General features: G+C 67.8%; 18 protein-coding genes. 5 read left to right on the top strand and 13 right to left on the bottom strand.

From position 1 onward, the window contains the following. The first annotated feature begins 28 nt into the window (after positions 1–28). The 4 genes from ACQ859_RS28310 (at position 29) to ACQ859_RS28295 (ending at position 5,263) form a co-directional block, all read left to right on the top strand. Entirely contained in the window at positions 29–2,965 is a 2,937-nt protein-coding gene (locus tag ACQ859_RS28310; protein WP_431263776.1) for a ribonucleoside-diphosphate reductase subunit alpha, read from the top strand. 282 nt (positions 2,966–3,247) lie between these two features. Then, positions 3,248–4,420, top strand: coding sequence for a ribonucleotide-diphosphate reductase subunit beta (locus tag ACQ859_RS28305; protein WP_431263775.1), 1,173 nt, complete (start codon positions 3,248–3,250; stop codon positions 4,418–4,420). Positions 4,421–4,477: 57 nt separating this feature from the next. Then, positions 4,478–4,624, top strand: a complete 147-nt coding sequence (locus ACQ859_RS28300; RefSeq protein ID WP_431263774.1) for a hypothetical protein — start codon at positions 4,478–4,480, stop codon at positions 4,622–4,624. A gap of 15 nt (positions 4,625–4,639) precedes the next feature. Beyond that, a complete protein-coding gene (locus tag ACQ859_RS28295) occupies positions 4,640–5,263 on the top strand; it encodes a histone (RefSeq protein ID WP_431263773.1) in 624 nt (207 codons plus the stop codon). A gap of 149 nt (positions 5,264–5,412) precedes the next feature. On the opposite strand, the gene ACQ859_RS28290 is transcribed toward ACQ859_RS28295, so the two are convergent. The 12 genes from ACQ859_RS28290 to ACQ859_RS28235 form a co-directional block, all read right to left on the bottom strand. Then, complete coding sequence (locus ACQ859_RS28290) at positions 5,413–6,666, bottom strand: DUF3426 domain-containing protein (protein WP_431263772.1); 1,254 nt, start codon at positions 6,664–6,666, stop codon at positions 5,413–5,415. A 119-nt stretch (positions 6,667–6,785) separates the two neighbouring features. Continuing rightward, entirely contained in the window at positions 6,786–6,956 is a 171-nt protein-coding gene (locus ACQ859_RS28285; RefSeq protein WP_431263771.1) for a zinc-ribbon domain-containing protein, read from the bottom strand. 190 nt (positions 6,957–7,146) lie between these two features. Then, positions 7,147–8,043 (bottom strand): 50S ribosomal protein L11 methyltransferase, encoded by an 897-nt coding sequence (prmA, locus tag ACQ859_RS28280; RefSeq protein WP_431266678.1) that lies wholly within the window; start codon positions 8,041–8,043, stop codon positions 7,147–7,149. Between the two features lie 168 nt (positions 8,044–8,211). Then, on the bottom strand, positions 8,212–9,561 hold the full coding sequence (accC, locus tag ACQ859_RS28275; protein WP_088406404.1) for an acetyl-CoA carboxylase biotin carboxylase subunit: 1,350 nt from the start codon (positions 9,559–9,561) through the stop codon (positions 8,212–8,214). An 11-nt stretch (positions 9,562–9,572) separates the two neighbouring features. Continuing rightward, the gene (accB, locus tag ACQ859_RS28270; protein ID WP_431263770.1) at positions 9,573–10,040 is read right to left on the bottom strand and encodes an acetyl-CoA carboxylase biotin carboxyl carrier protein; all 468 of its coding nucleotides are present in this window, start codon (positions 10,038–10,040) and stop codon (positions 9,573–9,575) included. 86 nt (positions 10,041–10,126) lie between these two features. Then, complete coding sequence (gene aroQ, locus ACQ859_RS28265) at positions 10,127–10,579, bottom strand: type II 3-dehydroquinate dehydratase (RefSeq protein WP_431263769.1); 453 nt, start codon at positions 10,577–10,579, stop codon at positions 10,127–10,129. Between the two features lie 167 nt (positions 10,580–10,746). Further along, positions 10,747–11,304, bottom strand: a complete 558-nt coding sequence (locus tag ACQ859_RS28260) for a TlpA family protein disulfide reductase (RefSeq protein ID WP_431263768.1) — start codon at positions 11,302–11,304, stop codon at positions 10,747–10,749. After that, positions 11,305–11,901, bottom strand: coding sequence for a hypothetical protein (locus ACQ859_RS28255; protein ID WP_431263767.1), 597 nt, complete (start codon positions 11,899–11,901; stop codon positions 11,305–11,307). A gap of 63 nt (positions 11,902–11,964) precedes the next feature. Further along, positions 11,965–12,711: a transglycosylase domain-containing protein gene (locus ACQ859_RS28250; RefSeq protein WP_431263766.1), complete on the bottom strand. Its 747-nt coding sequence runs from the start codon at positions 12,709–12,711 to the stop codon at positions 11,965–11,967. Between the two features lie 11 nt (positions 12,712–12,722). After that, positions 12,723–13,607 (bottom strand): shikimate dehydrogenase, encoded by an 885-nt coding sequence (gene aroE, locus ACQ859_RS28245; RefSeq protein WP_431266677.1) that lies wholly within the window; start codon positions 13,605–13,607, stop codon positions 12,723–12,725. Between the two features lie 76 nt (positions 13,608–13,683). After that, the gene (locus ACQ859_RS28240) at positions 13,684–14,541 is read right to left on the bottom strand and encodes an energy transducer TonB (RefSeq protein ID WP_431263765.1); all 858 of its coding nucleotides are present in this window, start codon (positions 14,539–14,541) and stop codon (positions 13,684–13,686) included. Positions 14,542–14,558: 17 nt separating this feature from the next. Next, positions 14,559–16,610, bottom strand: a complete 2,052-nt coding sequence (locus tag ACQ859_RS28235) for a ribonuclease catalytic domain-containing protein (RefSeq protein WP_431263764.1) — start codon at positions 16,608–16,610, stop codon at positions 14,559–14,561. Positions 16,611–16,733: 123 nt separating this feature from the next. Between ACQ859_RS28235 and lplT the strand changes: the two genes are divergently transcribed. Continuing rightward, a complete protein-coding gene (gene lplT / locus ACQ859_RS28230; RefSeq protein WP_431263763.1) occupies positions 16,734–17,978 on the top strand; it encodes a lysophospholipid transporter LplT in 1,245 nt (414 codons plus the stop codon). Positions 17,979–18,147: 169 nt separating this feature from the next. Here lplT and ACQ859_RS28225 read toward each other — a convergent pair whose 3' ends face one another. Beyond that, a complete protein-coding gene (locus tag ACQ859_RS28225; RefSeq protein ID WP_431263762.1) occupies positions 18,148–19,404 on the bottom strand; it encodes a glycosyltransferase family 4 protein in 1,257 nt (418 codons plus the stop codon). Between the last annotated feature and the right edge of the window lie 78 nt (positions 19,405–19,482).

The raw sequence follows: 19,482 nt of genomic DNA, 5'->3' as shown, positions 1-19,482 counted from the left end.
TTTGTTTTCAGACCAGAACGAGGAACCCATGCAGACTGTCGCCGCCACACCGACTGCTGAAACGGGCCTGGCGCAGGCTCCCCGCGAGTCCGCCGCCGCTTCGGCCAGCTTCCCGCAGCATCAGATCATCCGCCGCAACGGTGCGGTGGTGCATTTCGAGCCGAGCAAGGTGGCGGTGGCGATGATGAAGGCGTTCCTCGCGGTGCACGGCACCAGCGGCGCCGCCTCCGCGAGCGTGCGCGAGACCGTCGACGCGCTGACCGACTCCGTGACGCGCGGCCTGCTGCGCTCGCGCCCGGCCGGCGGCACCTTCCACATCGAGGACGTGCAGGACCACGTCGAGCTGGCGCTGATGCGCGGCGGCCACCATGAAGTGGCGCGTGCGTACGTGCTGTACCGCGAGCGCCGCACGCAGGAGCGTGCCCGCCAGGGCGAGCAGCAGCAGGCGGCCGTGCTGGAGTCCGGCATCTCGGTCACCGAGAACGGCGTCCGTGTCCCGCTCGACCTGAACAAGCTGGCCGCGCTGATCGCGTCGAGTTGCGAGAACCTGGGTGCCGACGTCAAGCCGGACCCGATCCTGGCCGAGACCAAGCGCAACCTGTACGACGGCGTGCCGATCGACGAGGTCTACAAGGCCGCCATCCTGGCCGCCCGCACGCTGATCGAGAAGGACCCCGGCTATACGCGCGCCACGGCCCGTCTGCTGATGCACACGATCCGCCGCGAGATCCTGGGCGAGGACGCGACGCAGGCCGAGATGGCCACCAAGTACGCCGACTATTTCCCCGGCTTCATCAAGAAGGGCGTGCAGGCCGAGCTGCTCGACGAGCGGCTGCAGCAGTACGACCTGGCCAAGCTGGGCGCCGCGCTGAAGGCTGAACGCGACCTGCAGTTCGACTACCTGGGCCTGCAGACGCTGTTCGACCGCTACTTCCTGCACGTCGACGGCACCCGCATCGAGCTGCCGCAGGCCTTCTTCATGCGCGTCGCGATGGGCCTGGCCCTGGGCGAGATCGACCGCGAGGCCCGCGCCATCGAGTTCTACGAAGTCCTGTCGACCTTCGACTTCATGAGCTCCACGCCGACGCTGTTCAACGCCGGCACGCGCCGCTCGCAGCTGTCGAGCTGCTACCTGACGACGGTGGCCGACGACCTGGACGGCATCTATGAAGCGCTGAAGGAAAACGCGCTGCTGTCGAAGTTCGCCGGCGGCCTGGGCAACGACTGGACCCCGGTCCGCGCGCTCGGCTCGCACATCAAGGGCACGAACGGCAAGTCGCAAGGCGTGGTCCCGTTCCTGAAGGTGGTGAACGACACGGCCGTCGCCGTGAACCAGGGCGGCAAGCGCAAGGGCGCCGTCTGCGCGTACCTGGAGACGTGGCATCTGGACATCGAGGAATTCCTCGAGCTGCGCAAGAACACCGGCGACGACCGCCGCCGCACCCACGACATGAACACGGCGAACTGGATTCCCGACCTGTTCATGAAGCGCGTCATCGAAGGCGGCGACTGGACGCTGTTCAGCCCGTCGACCTGCCCGGACCTGCACGACCTGTTCGGCAAGGCCTTCCAGACCGCCTATGAGGCGTACGAGGCCAAGGTCGACCGCGGCGAGCTCAAGCTCTACAAGCGCATGCCGGCCCGCGACCTGTGGCGCAAGATGCTGACGATGCTGTTCGAGACCGGCCATCCCTGGATCACGTTCAAGGACGCCTGCAACGTCCGCAGCCCGCAGCAGCACGTGGGCGTGGTGCACTCGTCCAACCTGTGCACCGAGATCACGCTGAACACCAACGACAACGAGATCGCGGTCTGCAACCTGGGCTCGGTCAACCTGTCGCAGCACATCAAGGACGGCCAGATCGACCAGGAGAAGCTGAAGAAGACGGTGTCGACGGCGATGCGCATGCTCGACAACGTCATCGACATCAACTACTACGCGGTCAAGAAGGCGCGCGACTCGAACCTGCGTCACCGTCCGGTCGGCCTGGGCATCATGGGCTTCCAGGATGCGCTGTACCAGCTGCGCGTGCCCTACGCCTCCGACGCCGCCGTCGAGTTCGCCGACCGTTCGATGGAAGCCGTCTGCTACCACGCCTACTGGGCGTCGACCGAGCTGGCCGCCGAACGGGGCCGCTACAGCAGCTACCGCGGTTCGCTGTGGGATCGCGGCATCCTGCCGATCGACTCGCTGGACCTGCTGGCCGAAGCCCGCGGCGGCTACGTCGACGTGGACCGCTCGTCGACGCTGGACTGGGACGCGCTGCGCGCCAAGATCGCCCGCGACGGCATGCGCAACAGCAACTGCGTGGCGATCGCGCCGACCGCGACGATCTCCAACATCATCGGCGTCGACGCGTCGATCGAGCCCTGCTTCGGCAACCTGTCGGTGAAGTCCAACCTGTCGGGCGAGTTCACCGTGGTGAACGAGCACCTGGTCCGCGACCTCAAGAAGCTGGGCCTGTGGGACGACGTGATGGTCATGGACCTCAAGCACTTCGACGGTTCGCTGCGCCGCATCGACCGCGTGCCTGAGGAGCTCAAGCAGCTCTACGCGACCGCGTTCGAAGTCGACACCGTGTGGCTGGTGGAAGCCGCCGCGCGCCGTCAGAAGTGGATCGACCAGGCGCAGAGCCTGAACATCTACATGGCCGGCGCGTCGGGCAAGCGTCTGGACGACACCTACAAGCTGGCGTGGCAGCGTGGTCTGAAGACCACCTACTACCTCCGCACGATGGGCGCGACGCACGCCGAGAAGAGCACCGTGCAGAACGCCGGTCAGCTCAATTCGGTGAGCAGCGGCGCGGGTGGTTTGAGCGCGGCACCGGTGGCGGCCGCTCCGATTTCCGTTGCTCCGATCGCGACGATCGCTGCATCGACGGCGCCTGATCTGGGCAGCGCGACGCCGGCGACCGACGTCACGTTCTGCGCGATCGACGACCCCGGTTGCGAGGCCTGCCAGTAATTCGAAACAGGAGGTGTCGACGTCCAACGCCGACACCTCCGACGCTCGCGATGCGAGTGTTCATCGATGTTTGCGGCGATCAGCGGTTTTCTCCGCGACGCCCGCAAGCGATCGATGAACGCTTGAAACGACGCCCCGCCGCGCTCATCAAGAGGCGCGCAGCACACGGTCCCTCGCCGCCAATGCGATGCGGACCAGCAACAGCGAAGCGGCGTCAAAGTCAAGAAGTCCTTTGTGTTTGAACACAACACTCCGATAATCCGCGACCATAGGAAGACCACCATGCTGGTTTGGGAAGAAGACCGTAAATCCTCGAGCAACGCGCCGCAGTCGGGCGCATCGATCAACGCAGCGACGCCCGCCGTCGCGCGTGATGCCGCCACCGCCGCGGCTGGCTCGGTGTCCTCTTCTGAGTCGTCGGCCGCCGATGCCAGCGAGCGCCGTGTGAACGTCGCCGACAAGCGCATCATCAATGGCCAGACCGACGTCAACCAGCTGGTGCCGTTCAAGTACAAGTGGGCGTGGGAGAAGTACCTCGCCACCTGCGCGAATCACTGGATGCCGCAGGAAGTGAACATGTCGCGCGACATCGCGCTGTGGAAGGACCCGAACGGTCTGACCGAAGACGAACGCCGCGTCATCAAGCGCAACCTGGGCTTCTTCGTCACCGCCGATTCGCTGGCCGCCAACAACATCGTGCTGGGCACCTACCGCCACATCACGGCCCCCGAAGCCCGCCAGTTCCTGCTGCGCCAGGCCTTCGAGGAAGCGATCCACACGCACGCGTACCAATACATCGTCGAGTCGCTGGGCCTGGACGAGAGCGAGATCTTCAACGCCTATCACGAGGTGAAGTCGATCCGCGACAAGGACGAGTTCCTGATCCCGTTCATCGACGCGATCATGGATCCGAACTTCGTCACCGGCACGCCCGAGAACGACCAGACGCTGCTGAAGTCGCTGATCGTCTTCGCCTGCCTGATGGAAGGCCTGTTCTTCTACGTCGGCTTCACGCAGATCCTGGCGCTGGGTCGCCAAAACAAGATGACCGGCGCGGCCGAGCAGTACCAGTACATCCTGCGCGACGAGTCGATGCACTGCAACTTCGGCATCGACCTGATCAACCAGATCAAGCTCGAGAACCCGCACCTGTGGACGCCTGAATTCCGCGCGGAGATCAAGGCGCTGTTCCAGAAGGCCGTGGAGCTCGAGTACCGCTACGCCGAGGACACCATGCCGCGCGGCGTGCTGGGTCTGAACGCGGCCATGTTCAAGGGCTACCTGCGCTACATCGCGAACCGCCGTGCGACGCAGATCGGCTTGGAGCCGCTCTTCCCGAACGAGGAAAACCCGTTCCCGTGGATGAGCGAAATGATCGACCTGAAGAAGGAACGCAACTTCTTCGAGACGAGAGTGATCGAATACCAAACGGGCGGCGCGCTGTCCTGGGACTGAGTCCCGGGCGGAGCGACCCCTGAGCATTGTTTGTTGAAGAAGAGATCAAGATTGGCGATGCCCATCGAGACCGACGCAGAAGCGGCTCGATCGCATCGCACCCCGATTCACCGCACCGCGGAGCGCAACTCCCGCGCGTCGTGGGCGGTGAATACCTGCACCGGCATCAACCGGTTGATGACGGGCAGGGCTATTTCCACTTGATCAAGGAGAACTGAAATGGCAACTGCGAAGAAGGCCGCTCCGGCCAAGAAGGCGGCTCCGGCCAAGAAGGCCGCTGCGAAGAAGGCTCCGGCCGCGAAGAAGGCCGCTCCGGCCAAGAAGGCTCCGGCCGCCAAGAAGGCCGCTCCGGCCAAGAAGGCAGCGCCGGCGAAGAAGGTCGCTGCTGCGAATAAGGCGGCTCCGGCGAAGAAGGCCGCTCCGGCCAAGAAGGCGGCTGCTGCGAAGAAGGCAGCACCGGCGAAGAAGGTGGCAGTGAAGAAGGCAGCTCCGGCCAAGAAGGTCGCTGCCGCCAAGAAGGCTGCGCCGGCCAAGAAGGTCGCCGCTGCCAAGAAGCCGCCCGTCAAGGCGACTGCCGCCAAGGCTGCGAAGCCCGCTGCAAAGAAGGCCGCTGCTCCGAAGAAGGCTGCTGCGCCGAAGAAGGCCGCTGCCAAGGCTGCCCCCAAGGCCGCTGCCAAGCCCGCTGCGAAGCCGGCCGCCAAGAAGGCTGCTGCGCCGAAGAAGGCTGCTGCCAAGCCTGCCGCTGCCCCTGCCGCGAAGCCTGCCGCTGCTCCGGCTCCTGCCGCGAAGACCGCGCTGAGCCCGCAAGCCGCGTGGCCCTTCCCGACTGGCAACAAGCCCTGAGCTTGAACGATGACCGGGCCTTCGGGTCCGGTCCTCTCGAAACCCGGCGCAAGCCGGGTTTTTCTTTGGGGCGGCCGCAGGGTCGACCGCCAAAGACAAAGGGCGCCGAGGGCGCCCTTTGACGGTGAGTGCGCCTGTGCTGGCGACGCTCAGGGATAGAACAGTTCGACCGAATAGCCGCTGATCTTCTGCGCGCCGCTGTCGAACACCACCTGCAGCTGCTGATCGGCGCCTGCGGGCAGCGCCGAGCGACCGGCCTGCATTTCCGCCGGCGACAGCATGCGGCGCACGACGAGCACCCCGCTCGCGTCGGTCAGGCTCAGGTCCACCCACGGCTGCGCGACTTCCCAGTTGCTGCGGTTGCGCAGGCTGATGCTGAAGCGGTAGTGGTTGGCGGCGCCGGCCGGGTTGAGGCTGCTGCTCTCGACGCTGAGCGCCTCGATGTGCTGCCAGGGCTTGATCTCCTGGCCCATCGCCTGGGCGATGGAGACCAGCGCCGGCTTCGCCTGAGGGTACTGCGCAGCGATCGCTTCGCGCGCATGCCACAGCAGCTGGGCCATCAGTCCCAGCGCCAGCACCGTCGTCGCGCTGCCCAGTGCGAGACGCACGCCCGGACGGCTCCAGCGGCGCGCCGCTTCGGCCTGGCGCATGAAGCTCGGCAGATGTTCCGGCAGGACGCTGGGCGACCCTTGCGCCGAGGCCGCATCCGCCATCGCCGCGCGCGCAGCCATCAACTCGGACTCGGCGGCGAGCACCGTCATCGTCGTTTCGGGGCTCTCGGCGGTCGCGCGTTCGCGCTTGCGTCGGAACAGCGACCACGAGCGGCGTGGCTTGGCCGGCTTCTTCGCCAGCTTCCTGGTGGCGTCCTTGTCGGCCTTCCTGGCCTCGCGCTTGGCCGCCTTCGCGGCGCGTTTGGCGTCGGCGATCGTCTCCTCGTCCGCCGGCATCATCGATGAACTCGGCTCGAGGGATGGTTCCACGCCCGCCGACAACTCGTTCGCGCGCAGCTGCGCCGCGGTCGCGGGACTCAGTGCCAGCGTCACGTCCGGCCGATCGTCCTCGTCGATCATCGGCGGGGGCAGCTCGTCCTCCTCGAAGCGCATGCCCTTGGGTTCGGGCAGGTGCTCACGGGGATCGGGCGCGGCCGGTGCTTCGAGGAAGGGCTCGCGGCGCTCCTCGAACGAGGGCTCGTCATGACGCGATGCCGAGGCGTGGAAGCGTGCGTCGACGATGTCGTCCGCCGGCTCGTGATCCGGCACGCGGCGCGGCGGGGCGAAGGGATTCAGCGATTCGTCGTCGGCCGCCATCCAGCCGCTGTCGCGCGGCGCCTGGTGGTGATGCGGCGGAGGTTCCGGCGCAAAGACCGGCGTCGGCGTGAAGACCGGGGCCGGTGGTGGTGGCAAGGGCGCGGGCCGGCTCGGTGCGAAGTCGCTCGGATGCGGCGCGTAGGACGGCGCCGGTGCGGCGACCGGCGTGGGCGCCGGCGGGCGGCGTTCGACCGGTGCGGGCTCGGCCGGCGCGCTCAGCGGCGGCCAGGGGGCGGGCTGTCGCGCTCGAGGTCGAACAGCTGCTCGCGTGCGTCGAAGACCTCGGCGCAACGGCCGCAGCGGACCCAGCCTTCGGAGACGCGCAGCTGATCCTGCACCACCCGGAAGATGGTGCCGCAGGTCGTGCAGCGGGTCGCGAGATTCATGGACGCGATGATGCCACGAAGCAGGGTCAGTCCTTGCCGCGAACACCCCCAGGTTGACACTCAGTCACCGGGTGGGCGAAGGCGGAGAACTGTCTGTTCATCGGGGCTGGCGGGCAGTCGGTCAGGAGGATGTCGGGTCCGTTGCCGGCGTGGCAGCGGTCGCGCAGGCGGGCAAAAGGCGGGGCGACCGTCAGGCCGCGCGTCGCGCCGTCATGAGGATCCAGCCGTCCTCGCTGTCCGCGACGTCGAGCTGGACGTGCGGGGCATACGCTGCCTTCAGCTCGTCGGCCTGGCGCTCGAGGATGCCGGCCAGCACCAGGTGCGCACCGGGCCGCAGGTGGTTGCACAGCAGCGGCGCCAGCAGCTTCAGCGGCGTCGCCAGGATGTTGGCCAGCACGACCGGGTACTCGCCGCGCGCGGCGTCCGGCAGGGCGGCATTCAGCGTCACGCCGTTGTCCTTGGCGTTGTGCGTGGAGGCGATCAGCGCGGCAGGATCGATGTCGACGGCGTCGATGGCTTTCGCGCCGAACAGGCCCGCGGCGATCGCCAGGATGCCCGAGCCGCAGCCGTAGTCGAGCACGCGGTCCCAGCCGGCCGCCTCGGCGCCGTGGCCGGCGATCCAGCGCAGGCACATGCGTGTGGTCGGATGCGTGCCGGTGCCGAAGGCCAGGCCCGGGTCCAGGCGCATCACCTGCTTCGCCTGCGCGGGCGCCTCGTGCCACGACGGCACGATCCAGAACTCCGGCGTGATCTCGACCGGCGCGAACTGCGACTGCGTCAGGCGGACCCAGTCCTGCTGCGCGATCGTCTGGATAGCCTGGACGTGCACGTCCTCGGCCCAGTCCTGCGCCAGCAGCAGCGTCGCCGCTTCGGTCGCTTCGGCTTCGGCCGCGAACAGCGCCTTCACCACCGAACGATCCCAACCCGCGCGCGGCGCCGGCATGCCCGGCTCGCCGAACAGCGCGCGCTCGGCGGGCGTGTCGGCGTCGGCGTCCTCGACCGACACGGCCAGCGCCTCCACCTCCATCAGCGCGTCGCTGACGGTCTCGACGTCCTCTTCGCGGCAGATGAGCACGAGCTCGTGCAGCAGGGGGTCGTTGGCGTGGTCTGCGCCGTGGTCTTCGCTCATAGCGGCTCCGGGACTTCGGTGGACTTCTGAAATGGAGAAGCCCTCAAGGCGGACTCGCGTCCACGCCTGAGGGCCTCGGTATTGTCGCTCAGCGATCGTGGCCGATCACCGGCGAACCGTGCGGGGTCAGCGCTTGTGCGCGGCCATCCACTGTTCGAGATAGTGGATGTCGGTGCCGCCTTCGATGAACTTCGCATCGGCCATCAGCTCGCGGTGCAGCGGGATGTTGGTCTGGATGCCTTCGATCACCGTCTCCGACAGCGCGATCCGCATGCGGGCCAGGGCCTGCTCGCGGGTGTCGCCGTGGACGATGATCTTGCCGATCATCGAGTCGTAGTTCGGCGGCACGAAGTAGTTGGTGTACGCATGAGAGTCCACGCGCACGCCGGGGCCGCCCGGCGGGTGCCACATCGTGATGCGGCCCGGCGACGGGATGAACTTGACCGGATCTTCCGCATTGATGCGGCATTCGATCGAGTGGCCGCGCATCGTGATGTTGCGTTGCGTGAAGGGCAGCTTCTCGCCGGCGGCGATGCGGATCTGCATCTGCACGATGTCGATGCCGGTCACCAGCTCCGTCACCGGGTGCTCGACCTGCACGCGGGTGTTCATCTCGATGAAGTAGAACTCGCCATCCTCGTACAGGAACTCGAAGGTGCCCGCGCCGCGGTAGCCCATCTTCTTGCAGGCGGCGGCGCAGCGGTCGCCGACGCGCTCGATCAGGCGGCGGGGGATGCCCGGCGCCGGCGCTTCCTCGATGATCTTCTGGTGGCGGCGCTGCATCGAGCAGTCGCGTTCGCCCAGCCAGACGGCGTTCTTCTGCCCGTCGGCCAGCACCTGGATCTCCACGTGACGCGGATGCTCCAGGAACTTCTCCATGTAGACCTGCGGATTGCCGAAGGCCGCGGCCGCTTCGGCCTTGGTCATCTGCACCGCGTTGACCAGGGCGGCCTCGGTGTGCACGACGCGCATGCCGCGTCCGCCGCCGCCGCCGGCGGCCTTGATGATGACCGGGTAGCCGATCGCGCGGGCGATGCGGACGATCTCCTTGGGGTCATCCGGCAGGGCGCCCTCGGATCCGGGCACGCAGGGCACGCCGGCCTTGATCATGGCCTGCTTGGCCGAGACCTTGTCGCCCATGGTCCGGATGTTCTCCGGGGTCGGGCCGATGAAGGTGAAGCCGCTGCGCTCGACGCGTTCGGCGAAGTCGGCGTTCTCCGACAGGAAGCCGTACCCGGGGTGGATCGCCTCGGCGTCGGTGACTTCCGCCGTCGCGATGATGGCCGGCATCGACAGGTAGCTCTGCGCGGACGGGGCGGGGCCGATGCAGACGGCCTCGTCGGCCAGCTTCACGTACTTCGCGTCGCGGTCCGCTTCCGAATACACGACGACCGACTTCACGCCCAGCTCGCGACACGCGCGCTGGATTCGCAAAGCGATCTCCCCGCGATTCGCGATGAGGATCTTCTTGAACATCTCGGACCGCCTTACTCGATGACGATCAGCGACTGGCCGTATTCCACCGGCTGGCCGTTCTCGGCCAGGATCTTGACGATCGTGCCGGACTTGTCGGCTTCGATCTCGTTCATGATCTTCATCGCCTCGATGATGCAGATGGCATCGCCTTCCTTGACCTGCTGGCCGACCTCGGCGAACGGCTTGGCGTTCGGGCTGGACGCGCGGTAGAAGGTGCCGACCATCGGCGACTTCACGATATGGCCGGTCTCGGCAGCCGGCGCCGGAGCGGCGACGGGCGCCGCGGCGGCGGCCGGCTGCGCGGCGACCGGCTGGGCCGCCACCTGGGGCGCGGCCTGCATCACGGGCATGGCGGCCACGAGGGGCTGGCCATCGGACTTGACGATGCGCACCTTGCCATCGGCCTCGGTGATTTCAAGTTCAGAGATGTTCGACTCGGACACGAGGTCGATCAGGGTCTTGAGCTTGCGCAAATCCATAAGAACTCTCCAACGGGGATCGGTGATCGTGGTGATCTTCGGTGATGTCTTCCGGTCCGCGACGGGGAATCGACGGACCGCGGTGCTCAGGTGGACGAGGCTGACCGGCTCAACTGCTGAATCGCGAACTGCAGGGCCAGCCGGTAACCGGCCGGGCCCAGGCCGCAGATCACGCCCTCCGCGAGAGCCGACAGGTAGCTGTGATGCCTGAACGGTTCGCGCTTGTGGATATTGGACAGGTGCACTTCGACGAACGGCAGCGCCACCGCCGCCAGCGCATCGCGGATCGCAACGCTGGTGTGGGTGTAGGCCGCCGGATTGATCAGGATGAAGCGCGTGCCGTCGCGACCCGCCACTTGAATGCGGTCCACCAGCGCACCTTCGTGGTTGCTCTGATAGCTCTCCAGGGCTACGCCGGCTTCCTGCGCAATCTGGCGAAGATCTGTATCGATCTCCGTCAAAGTGGTCGCGCCATACACCCCAGGCTCGCGGGTGCCGAGCAGATTGAGGTTGGGGCCGTGTAGTACCAGAACTTGCATTCAGCGACCGGTCCCGCCAATTAGAGCGAAGACACTAGAAGCGTAAAAGGGTGGACTTTACGCGTTTTGAGACCAGATCCCGGCAGCAACCCAAAAATAAATGGCTTGACCGGTCCTGGGTCGACCGCTATGGCCGGCGGCCACCCTTTCTAGGGGTTGACCCTGGGTCAGACTTTGCTGGCGCGTACCATCGCGCGCAATTCCTCGAGATTCGTCGCCCCCAGCTTGCGCCAGATCGGTTCGCCTTGGGTACCGAAAGCGACGGTAAACGGCAGGCCACCCTTGGCATTGCCCAAGGTCTTGGACAGGTCGGTTCCGGTGAATCCGGCCAGGGCCACCGGGAACTTCAGCGGGATCTTTTCCAGGAACCCGCGCACCGGCGTCGGGGCGTCGACGGCCAGACCGAGGACCTGCCAGCCCTGCGCGCTGAACTCGTCATGGAACTGGTTGATCTCGGGCAATTCCTTGACGCAAGGCGCGCACCAGGTCGCCCAGAAATTCAGCAGCAGCGGCTTGCCGCGCAACTGGGCGGCGGGCTGGTAGGTCTTCTGATCGAGCGTGTCGAAGCTCGCATTCCAGAATGCCGCGGCCTCTGCCGACAAAGGACCGGCCGGAGCGCCGCCGCCCTGCGCGGCCTGCTTTTCATGATGAAGGGCGAGATACGTGCCCGCGCCTGCCGCCGCCAGGCCGGCGGCACCCAATCCCAGAACAGCGCGTCGTTGCATTCAGTCGTCCTTCGAATTCATCAGTTGACGCAGCGCCGCGAGGTCGCCGCGTTCGGTCCGGCCCCGGGCGTCGGGCTTGAGTCCCCCGCGCAGGTCGTCATGGTCCAGGATGGTCAGGGCGATCGCGACCCGTTCGTTCAGCGCGCGGCAAGGCGCGTCGATGATCAACTGGTCCACGGTCGCGCCCTTCGCATTGCGCGACTGGCCGACGTCGAAGTCGATGCCCTGGTTCAGCAGGGCGATCTCCGTCGATTTGCTGTCATCGCAATACAGCTGCAGGTGGATGGGGGAGAGCCGTGTGGCGGTGCCGCGCCAGACCGCGCCGGTCAGGTGAGGGCGGAACTCGGCCAGCCGCGCCATCCAGACGGCGGCGAGTTCACGCAGCGCCTGCAGTTCGGCAGGCTGGGTGTCGGCGCAGAAGATGTCCAGATACTCGCGGACCTGGTCCTCGAGTTCATCGTTGTTGGGCAGCGCGGTGCGCGGCGGCAGCCCCAGCACCTTCAGCGCGCGGGACTTGGCGGGGCCATATTCCAGGCCTTCCTCCACCACCAGCCGGGCGGCGGTGGCGGCGATCTCAATCGTCAGTTCGGATGTCATGGCGGTCTCCCGGCCCAGGTCGGGCGGTCCGGAGGGCACACGGCAATGCGCCCGCGGAGGCGGTCAGGGTACCTCGACCGCGCCCATCCGGGCCTCGATGGTGCCAGCACGCCCGACCACATAGGGCGAACCTGGGCGTTTCTCGAACCGCTTCGGCGCCGGCAGCATCACCGCCAGCCGGGCGGCCTGGTTCGGACCGAGCCGGGAAGCATCGACGCGGTAATAGTGACGCGCCGCCGCCTGGGCGCCGAACACGCCTTCGCCCCACTCGACGTTGTTCAGATAGATCTCCAGGATGCGCTGCTTGCTGAGCATCGCTTCCAGCATCAGCGTCAGCACGAGTTCCTGCCCCTTGCGCGCCAGGTTGCGCTCGGAATTGAGGAAGAGGTTCTTGGCCAGCTGCTGTGAGATCGTCGAGCCGCCGATGACCTTCGGGACCGGCGGCGGCTTGGTCGGGTTGGTCTTGGCGAGCCGCGCGGCGCGCTTGTCGGCCTGCTCCTGCGCGCGCTGGTTCTTGTCCCAGGCCTTTTCGAGCGCGTCCCAGTCGACCCCGCCGTGCTCGTTGAAACCGGCGTCCTCGCTGGCGATCACGGCGCGCTTGAGGTTGCGGCTGATCAGCGCGTCGTCGACCCACTGCTGGGCCCAGAGGATCTGGTGCTTCTCGCGCAGCAGCCGCATCGCCTCCGCACGCTGGAAGGTCGTCGACTGTGGCGACACGACGGCCATCAGCGCGATGCGCGCCGCGAAGAAGAGCTGCAGGCAGACGACGCTGACCAGCAGCATCCCGGCGAAGCGCCAGAACTGTTTCATGCCCCGGTTCCTCAGTGGGTGGCCAGCCGCTGGCGGAGGTCCGCGAGCACCGTCGCGCTGTCGGGGCGCACACCGCGCCAGAGCAGGAAGGCCTCCGCCGCCTGTTCGACCAGCATGCCCAGGCCGTCGAGCGCGGCGCCGTCCGGGCCGGCCTGGTCCGAGGCCCAGTCCAGGAAGGGCTTCGCCGACGGACCGTACATCATGTCGACGGCCAGGCCGCCGCGCGCAAGCACCGGTGCGTCCGGATCGGGCAGCGGCAGCCCGGCCCCGCTGAGCGAGGCGCTGGTACCGTTGATCAGCACGTCGTGGCGGCCGTCCGGGGCCGCGGCATCGAGGCCGCCGGCGCTCAGCCGGACGCCGTGCTCCGTGGCCCAGGCGCGATGGCTGTCGGCGAGCGCGAGGGCCTTGTCGGCGCTGCGGTTGACGATGCGGATCTCCGCCGGCCGTCCGGTGATCAGGCTGCCGAGCACGCCCGCGGAGGCGCCGCCCGCGCCGATCAGCAGCACCCGCCGGTCGCGCAGCGGACGCGCGGCATTGCGCTCGATGTCGGCGAGCAGCCCCGCGCCGTCGGTGTTGTCGCCGAGCCAGCCGCCTGTCGAAGCGTCGTCGAAACGGAAGGTGTTGACCGCCCCGGCCAGTTGCGCGCGCGGCGTCCTGCGGGCCGCCAGGCGGAAGGCCTCGAACTTGAACGGCACGGTGATGTTGCAGCCGCGGCCGCCCGCGGCGACGAAGGCGCGGATAGCCGCCTCGAAACCGTCCAGCGGGCAGAGCAGCCGGTCGTAGACCAGCGACTGGCCGGTCTGTGCGGCGAAGGTGGCGTGGATCTCGGGGGAGCGGCTGTGCGCCACCGGATTGCCGGCGACCACATAGCGGTCGAGGCCGGCGGCCTGCGACATCGGGTCGGGAGTCGATGCGGTCGTATCAGCGCTCATGACATGTCCATGGGAACAGGAGGACCGGCCCCGGAAGGGCTCAGGACGGTTGCGTGCTGAGGGTCGTTTCCACGCTCTCGTCGCGATTGAACCGGAAGCGGAAGGTCATCACGAGCACCTCCGCGCCACGCCGCATCTCCGACGTGAACTGGCCGAACGGCCCGCTCGCCCGCACGATGGCGACGGCGCGCCGGTCCAGCACCGCGTTGCCGGAGCCCTGGATGATTTCCGTCTCCACGACACGTCCGCGATAGTCGACCTGGATGTTCATCGTGAGCTCGCCGTAGAGCTTGCGGCCCTGGTAGCTCGGGAAGTCGCGCGTGCCGCGCGCCTCGATCCGGCGGCGCAGCTGGTCGTAATAGAGCGCATGCACCGTTTCACGCGTGGCGGGGCTGACGTAACGCTTCTTCGGCCGCGCGTTCTCGGTGTTCACGCGCTTCTCGATCTCCGCCAGCGTCTGCACCAGCTGGCGGCGGTGCTCGGCGACCTGGCGGCCCTCGGCGGTGCTCTTGTCCCGGACCGGATCCGGCGCCGGCAGCATCGCCAGTTGCCGGCGGGTGTCGGTCAGCAACTGTTCCTGCGCCTGCTGCAGCTGCTGGATCTGGCTCTTCTGGAGTTCGATGCTGTCGCCGGTCTCCTCGAGCGGCGACGGCGCGAGCGGCGACGTCGCCCGCACATTGGCGGACAACTCGCCGCCGCCGGCCAGGTTGGCCTGCGCCAGGGCCTGCGCCTTGGAGGGCGCTTCCTGGCCGCGCGCGTTGACGAGGATCACCTCGAGCGGTTCGTCCTGGAAGATCCGGTCGAACTGCTCCGGGGCGACGAGCTTCAGCGTCCCCAGGCCCAGGTGCACCCCGGCCGAGACGATCAGCGCGTAGTGCAAAAGGCTGAGCTTGGGCATCTTGAAGAAGGAAGGGATCAGGAAGCGGCGGGCGCGACCGCCGCGCCTTCGCCGCTCTTGGGAGCGTCGGTGCCGTCGTCGTTGACGTCGATCGCCAGCGTCAGCACGCCGCTGGGTTCTTCGTCCTCGTCGGCTGCTTCTTCGGCATTCACCGGCGCGGCTTCGGCGTCGAGGCGCTCGACCAGGTTGGCGTGCAGGTCCAGCGTCAGTTCATCGAGGCCGGTGATGCGCACCTTCACATGGGCGTTGCGCGGCAGGTTCTCGCAGCCGAGCGCGCGGAACACCAGCGGCAGTTCGTCGGCGCGGACCAGGCCGTCCTTCAGCACGGACGCGGTCAGTTCGGTGATGCCCTGCTGCTGCAGATGACGCAGCGTCCAGTAGCGCTCGATGCCGGACTGGAAGCCGTTGTAGGCGCTGTAGGCGGCGTCGAAGCCCGAGATGACCGAGAACAGGGCGGCATCCTTCGGCTTGAACGGCGCGGCCAGCGCGGCGGTCTTGCCGTGACGGGCGCAGGCGATGATCTGCCACTGGTTGACCAGGTCGACGTAGCGGCGCAGCGGGGACGTCGCCCAGGTGTACTGCGAGACGCCCATGCCGGCGTGAGGCGCCGGCTTGGTGCCCATGCGGACCTTGATGCCGGGGGCGAGGCTGGCCTGGCTGCGGTAGATGCCGGGCACGCCGCACTCGGCGAGGAAACCGCCCCAGCTGGAGTTGGCCAGGATCATCGCCTCGGCCACGATCAGGTCCAGCGCGGTGCCCCGCTTGCGCGTCGAGATGCTGACCAGCTCGGTGCCGGCGGGTTCGGCCCCGTCGTTGTCGAGGCGGAAGTTGTAATCCGGCCGGTTGAAGGTCTCGGGCTTGCCGCGCACGACTTCGCGTTTGGCCTTGAGGTCCTTGGCCAGCCGGTAGGCGAAGGCCAGCTCCGGCGCGAAGTCGTACTCGGCCGGCGCCTCGCCGGTCAGCGTCGCGTCGGTGATGACGTCGTCGAGCTTGTCGTGGCGCAGGTTGGCGGCGATGGGCACGCGGTCGAGCTTGGTCTCACGCGCGGTGATCTCCAGCGTCGCCTCGTCCATCGTCAGGTAGATGCTGACGGCGGGGCAGTCGCGGCCCTCGATCAGCGTGTAGGCCTGGACGACGTCGTCCGGCAGCATCGTCAGCTTCCAGCCCGGCATGTAGACGGTGGAGAAGCGTTCGCGGGCGACCTTGTCGACCGGCGAGTCCGGCTGGATGGCAAGACCTGGCGCGGCGATGTGCACGCCGAAGATCACCGTGCCGGTGCCCAGGCCCTGGACCGACAGTGCGTCGTCGATCTCGGTGGTGGCCGAGTCGTCGATCGAGAAGGCGCGGACCGGCGCGAGCGGCAGCGCATCCTTGATCTCGGGCGCGGACAGCGCGGGGAAATTCGTGCCCTTGGGGAAGTGCTCGAAGAGGAAACGCTTCCAGTGGAACTGGTAGGGGCTGGCGATCGCGCCGGCGTCCTTGAGCAGGTCCAGCGGCGCCTTGTGGCTGCGCTTGGCGGCCTCGACGACGGCCTTGTACTCCGGGCCGTTCTTGTCGGGGCGGAACAGGATCTTGTAGATCTGGTCGCCGATCGGCGCCGGGCATTGGCCCTCGGCCAGCTCGGCCGCCCACTGCTCGATCTGCGCGGCGATCTGCTTCTTGCGCTCGATGCCGAGCAGGGCGGCCTTGACGGTCTCGGCCGGCGCCTTCTTGAACTGGCCCTTGCCCATCCGCCGGAAGTAGTGCGGCGCCTCGAACAGCCGGAACAGCGCGCCGGCCTGCTGGGCGAGGGTGGACTTGGCGTCGAAGTAGTCGCGTGCGAGGTCGGCGAAACCGAACTCGCCCTCCGGCGCGAACTCCCAGGCGAGGTCGAGGTCGATCTCCTCGGCCAGGCGCTGCCCGTCCGCGATCAGTTCGGCCGGTGAGGGCTTGTCGAACTTGAGCAGGACATGGGCGGACTTCACTTTGACGCGCTTTCCGGATTCGAGCTCGATCTGCATCGAGGAATCGGCTTCGGAGAGGATGCGGCCGGCGAGGAATTTTCCGGCGTCTTCGAACAGGGCAAACATAGCGTGGGGATTGTCGCTGATCGTGGAGGGGGTGCCGGGTGGGTGGGTGTGGGGCGCGTGTCAATTCGTTGTCAACACGCGGTCACGCCACCGACGCAGACTCGCGCCGCACCCCGCGCGCCCATGCCCCCACGTTTCCACACCCTCATCGCCGCCCAGTTCTTCTCCGCATTGGCCGACAACGCGCTCCTGATCGTCGGCATCGCGCTGCTTCGGGAGATGGGCCAGCCTGTCTGGTGGGCGCCGCTGCTGAAGCTGTGCTTCACGCTGGCCTACGTGGGGCTGGCGCCGGTCGTCGGCCTGATCGCGGACGCCTGGCCCAAGGTCGCGCTGATGACCTGCATGAATGGGTTGAAGGCGATCGGCGTCGGGGCGATGGCGGCGGGGCTGGATCCGCTGCTCTCGTTCGGGATCGTCGGTATCGCGGCCGCCTGCTACGCGCCGGCCAAATACGGATTGATCACCGAGATCGTCCCGCCGACGCGGCTGGTCGCGGCGAACGGCTGGATCGAAGTGTCGGTCGTGTGCTCCGTACTGCTGGGCACGATGGTGGGTGGGCTGCTGGTCAGTCCCTGGTGGATGGCGGTCATCGGGGAACTGGGGATCGCCCGGCCATTGACTGCCTCGCTGTGCGCGCTGCTGGGGGTTTACGCGCTCGCTGCGGCGCTGCAGCTCCGCGTGCCGGAGAGCGGCATCGTCTATCCGAAGCCGCCGCGCCGGATGCGCGAGATCCTGCGTGATTTCCGGATCTCCAATCAGGCCTTGTGGCGCGACCGGCTCGGCGGGCGGCTGTCGCTGTCGATGACGACGCTGTTCTGGGGCGCCGGCGCGACCTTGCAGCTGGCGGTCCTGCAATGGGCGCAGGACGTGCTGGGCCTGCGGCTCAATCAGGGGGCCTACCTGCAGGCGACGGTGGCGATCGGCGTCGTCGCGGGGGCAGGCCTTGCGGGCCGTTGGATCGCGCTGCATCACTCGTTGCGGGTGATGCCGCTCGGCCTGATGCTGGGCGCTTTGATGCTCGCGACGCCGTGGGTGACGTCCCTCGGTTGGGCCCTGCCCGCGATGGTGATGGTCGGCGCCGTCGGCGGCGCCATGGTGGTGCCGATGAATGCACTGCTGCAGCATCGCGGCGTTCAGATCCTGAGCGCGGGCCGCTCGATCGCCGTGCAAGGATTCAACGAGAACCTGAGCATCCTGCTGATGCTGGGTGCCTACGCGCTGCTCCAGGCGCTCGGCGTCCCGCTGGTCTGGCTGATGAGCGGGCTCGGGATGTTCGTCTTCACCGGCGTGCTGGTCCTCATGGTCCGGCAGCGCGGACGCCGCGAGACCCTGTCCGCTGATGTCGCGGGAGGCGGCATCGTCGGTTGACTCGACCGAGCCAGACGAAGGGCACCCGGGGCCGGCGGCGTCGTCCGCCCAGGGCGCCAACTCGCGTCGCTCACCTGCGGTTCGCTCTGCTCGAACAGACGGCGCCCAGTCAGAGAGGACGGCGGACGACGCCGCCGGCCCCGGGTGCCCTTCGTCTACATCGAGTGGTTCAGTGCGCGCGAGCCTCAAGACCCGAAAGCTGCGATCCGGCGCGCAGCGCCACGGACGTGCCGTCGATGGCAGAAGCGTAGACGTGCTCGATGCCCTGCACGATGCCGTCCCAGTCCAGCGACTCCGCACTCTCACGCGCAGACAGACGCATGGCGCGCAGACGAGGCAGATCCTCGAGCAACGACAGCGTGCGCGCCTGGAAGACCGCCGGATCGTTGAACGGCGCGAGTCCGCCATTGATGCCATCGCGCACGAGCAACGCCGCCGCGGCGTACTGGTAGGCCATCACCGGCAGGCCGCTCGCGAGCGCCTCGGGCGTGACGTTGCCGTAGGTCTCGGTGATGCTGGGGAACACGAAGCAATCGCCGCTGGCATAACAGGCCGCCAGGTCCTCGCCATGCTTCATGCCGGCGAAGACGACGTTGGAAGAGGGCGGCAGCAATTGCTGGAAATCGGCCCGCGCCGGGCCGTCTCCCACCAGCACGAGGCGAGCGCGCGGATGCCGTTGGCGGACCGCCGGCCAGAGGTCGACGAGCAACTGGAGATTCTTTTCCGCGGCCAACCGGCCGACATGCACCAGCACGGGATCGCCGGGCGCGGCGCCCCAGCTTTCGCGCAACGCATCGCTGCGGCGGGAGGGATGGAAGAGCTGCGTGTCGACGCCGCGCGCGATGACGCTGACGTGGCGGAAGCCCTGCGCCATCAGTTCGCCGGCGAGGGTGGCGTTGGGCACCATCGTCGAGTGGCAGCGGTTGTGGAACTTGCGCAGATAGGCGAGCAGCGGCCGGCGCAGCCAGCCGATGCCGTAGTGCTGGGCGTATGCGTGGAAGTTGGTGCGGAACTCCGAGACGACAGGCAGCTTGAGCTGGCGGGCGGCCTGGAGCGCCGACCAGCCCATCGGGCCTTCGGTCGCGATGTGGACGATGTCGGGACGCCGGCTCGCCCAGAGGTTGACCAGCGTGCGCTTGGACACGACGCCCATGCGCAGATGCGGGTAACGCGGCACGGCCAGGCCGCGCATGAGCACTTCGTCGACGGGCGCGTCGAGCGCGGGCGACGCCCCCGCCGGTGCCTGACGCGGTCGCAGCAGTTGCACCGCGTGGTCGCGGGCCTGCAGGCCCTGGACCACGCAGGCGATGCTGCGTGCCACGCCGTTGACCTCGGGCGGATAGGTCTCCGTCACGACCGCGACGCGGAAATGCCGCTGCCGTGTGGGGAGCTCGTCGACTTCGAGTTCGATCGCCGGTGTCGTCATGGCGCGCATGATGGGTCGCAAACGCAACAGTTCTGTGACGGTGCCTGCCGTCACGTGCCTGACACGGCCGATGGCCAC

The sequence above is a fragment of the Roseateles chitinivorans genome (assembly GCF_050632235.1).
GTDB classification, from domain to species: domain Bacteria; phylum Pseudomonadota; class Gammaproteobacteria; order Burkholderiales; family Burkholderiaceae_C; genus Roseateles; species Roseateles chitinivorans_A.
Note: the sequence above shows the minus strand (reverse complement) of the source record. Positions and strands in the feature narration are given on the sequence as shown.

Coding starts and splice junctions, on each gene's coding strand:
- ACQ859_RS28310 (WP_431263776.1), top strand. CDS start 29: ATGCAGACTGTCGCCGCCACACCGACTGCTGAAACGGGCCTGGCGCAG.
- ACQ859_RS28305 (WP_431263775.1), top strand. CDS start 3,248: ATGCTGGTTTGGGAAGAAGACCGTAAATCCTCGAGCAACGCGCCGCAG.
- ACQ859_RS28300 (WP_431263774.1), top strand. CDS start 4,478: ATGCCCATCGAGACCGACGCAGAAGCGGCTCGATCGCATCGCACCCCG.
- ACQ859_RS28295 (WP_431263773.1), top strand. CDS start 4,640: ATGGCAACTGCGAAGAAGGCCGCTCCGGCCAAGAAGGCGGCTCCGGCC.
- ACQ859_RS28285 (WP_431263771.1), bottom strand. CDS start 6,956: ATGAATCTCGCGACCCGCTGCACGACCTGCGGCACCATCTTCCGGGTG.
- accC (WP_088406404.1), bottom strand. CDS start 9,561: ATGTTCAAGAAGATCCTCATCGCGAATCGCGGGGAGATCGCTTTGCGA.
- accB (WP_431263770.1), bottom strand. CDS start 10,040: ATGGATTTGCGCAAGCTCAAGACCCTGATCGACCTCGTGTCCGAGTCG.
- aroQ (WP_431263769.1), bottom strand. CDS start 10,579: ATGCAAGTTCTGGTACTACACGGCCCCAACCTCAATCTGCTCGGCACC.
- ACQ859_RS28260 (WP_431263768.1), bottom strand. CDS start 11,304: ATGCAACGACGCGCTGTTCTGGGATTGGGTGCCGCCGGCCTGGCGGCG.
- ACQ859_RS28255 (WP_431263767.1), bottom strand. CDS start 11,901: ATGACATCCGAACTGACGATTGAGATCGCCGCCACCGCCGCCCGGCTG.
- ACQ859_RS28250 (WP_431263766.1), bottom strand. CDS start 12,711: ATGAAACAGTTCTGGCGCTTCGCCGGGATGCTGCTGGTCAGCGTCGTC.
- aroE (WP_431266677.1), bottom strand. CDS start 13,607: ATGTCGCAGGCCGCCGGCCTCGACCGCTATGTGGTCGCCGGCAATCCG.
- ACQ859_RS28240 (WP_431263765.1), bottom strand. CDS start 14,541: ATGCCCAAGCTCAGCCTTTTGCACTACGCGCTGATCGTCTCGGCCGGG.
- ACQ859_RS28235 (WP_431263764.1), bottom strand. CDS start 16,610: ATGTTTGCCCTGTTCGAAGACGCCGGAAAATTCCTCGCCGGCCGCATC.
- lplT (WP_431263763.1), top strand. CDS start 16,734: ATGCCCCCACGTTTCCACACCCTCATCGCCGCCCAGTTCTTCTCCGCA.
- ACQ859_RS28225 (WP_431263762.1), bottom strand. CDS start 19,404: ATGACGACACCGGCGATCGAACTCGAAGTCGACGAGCTCCCCACACGG.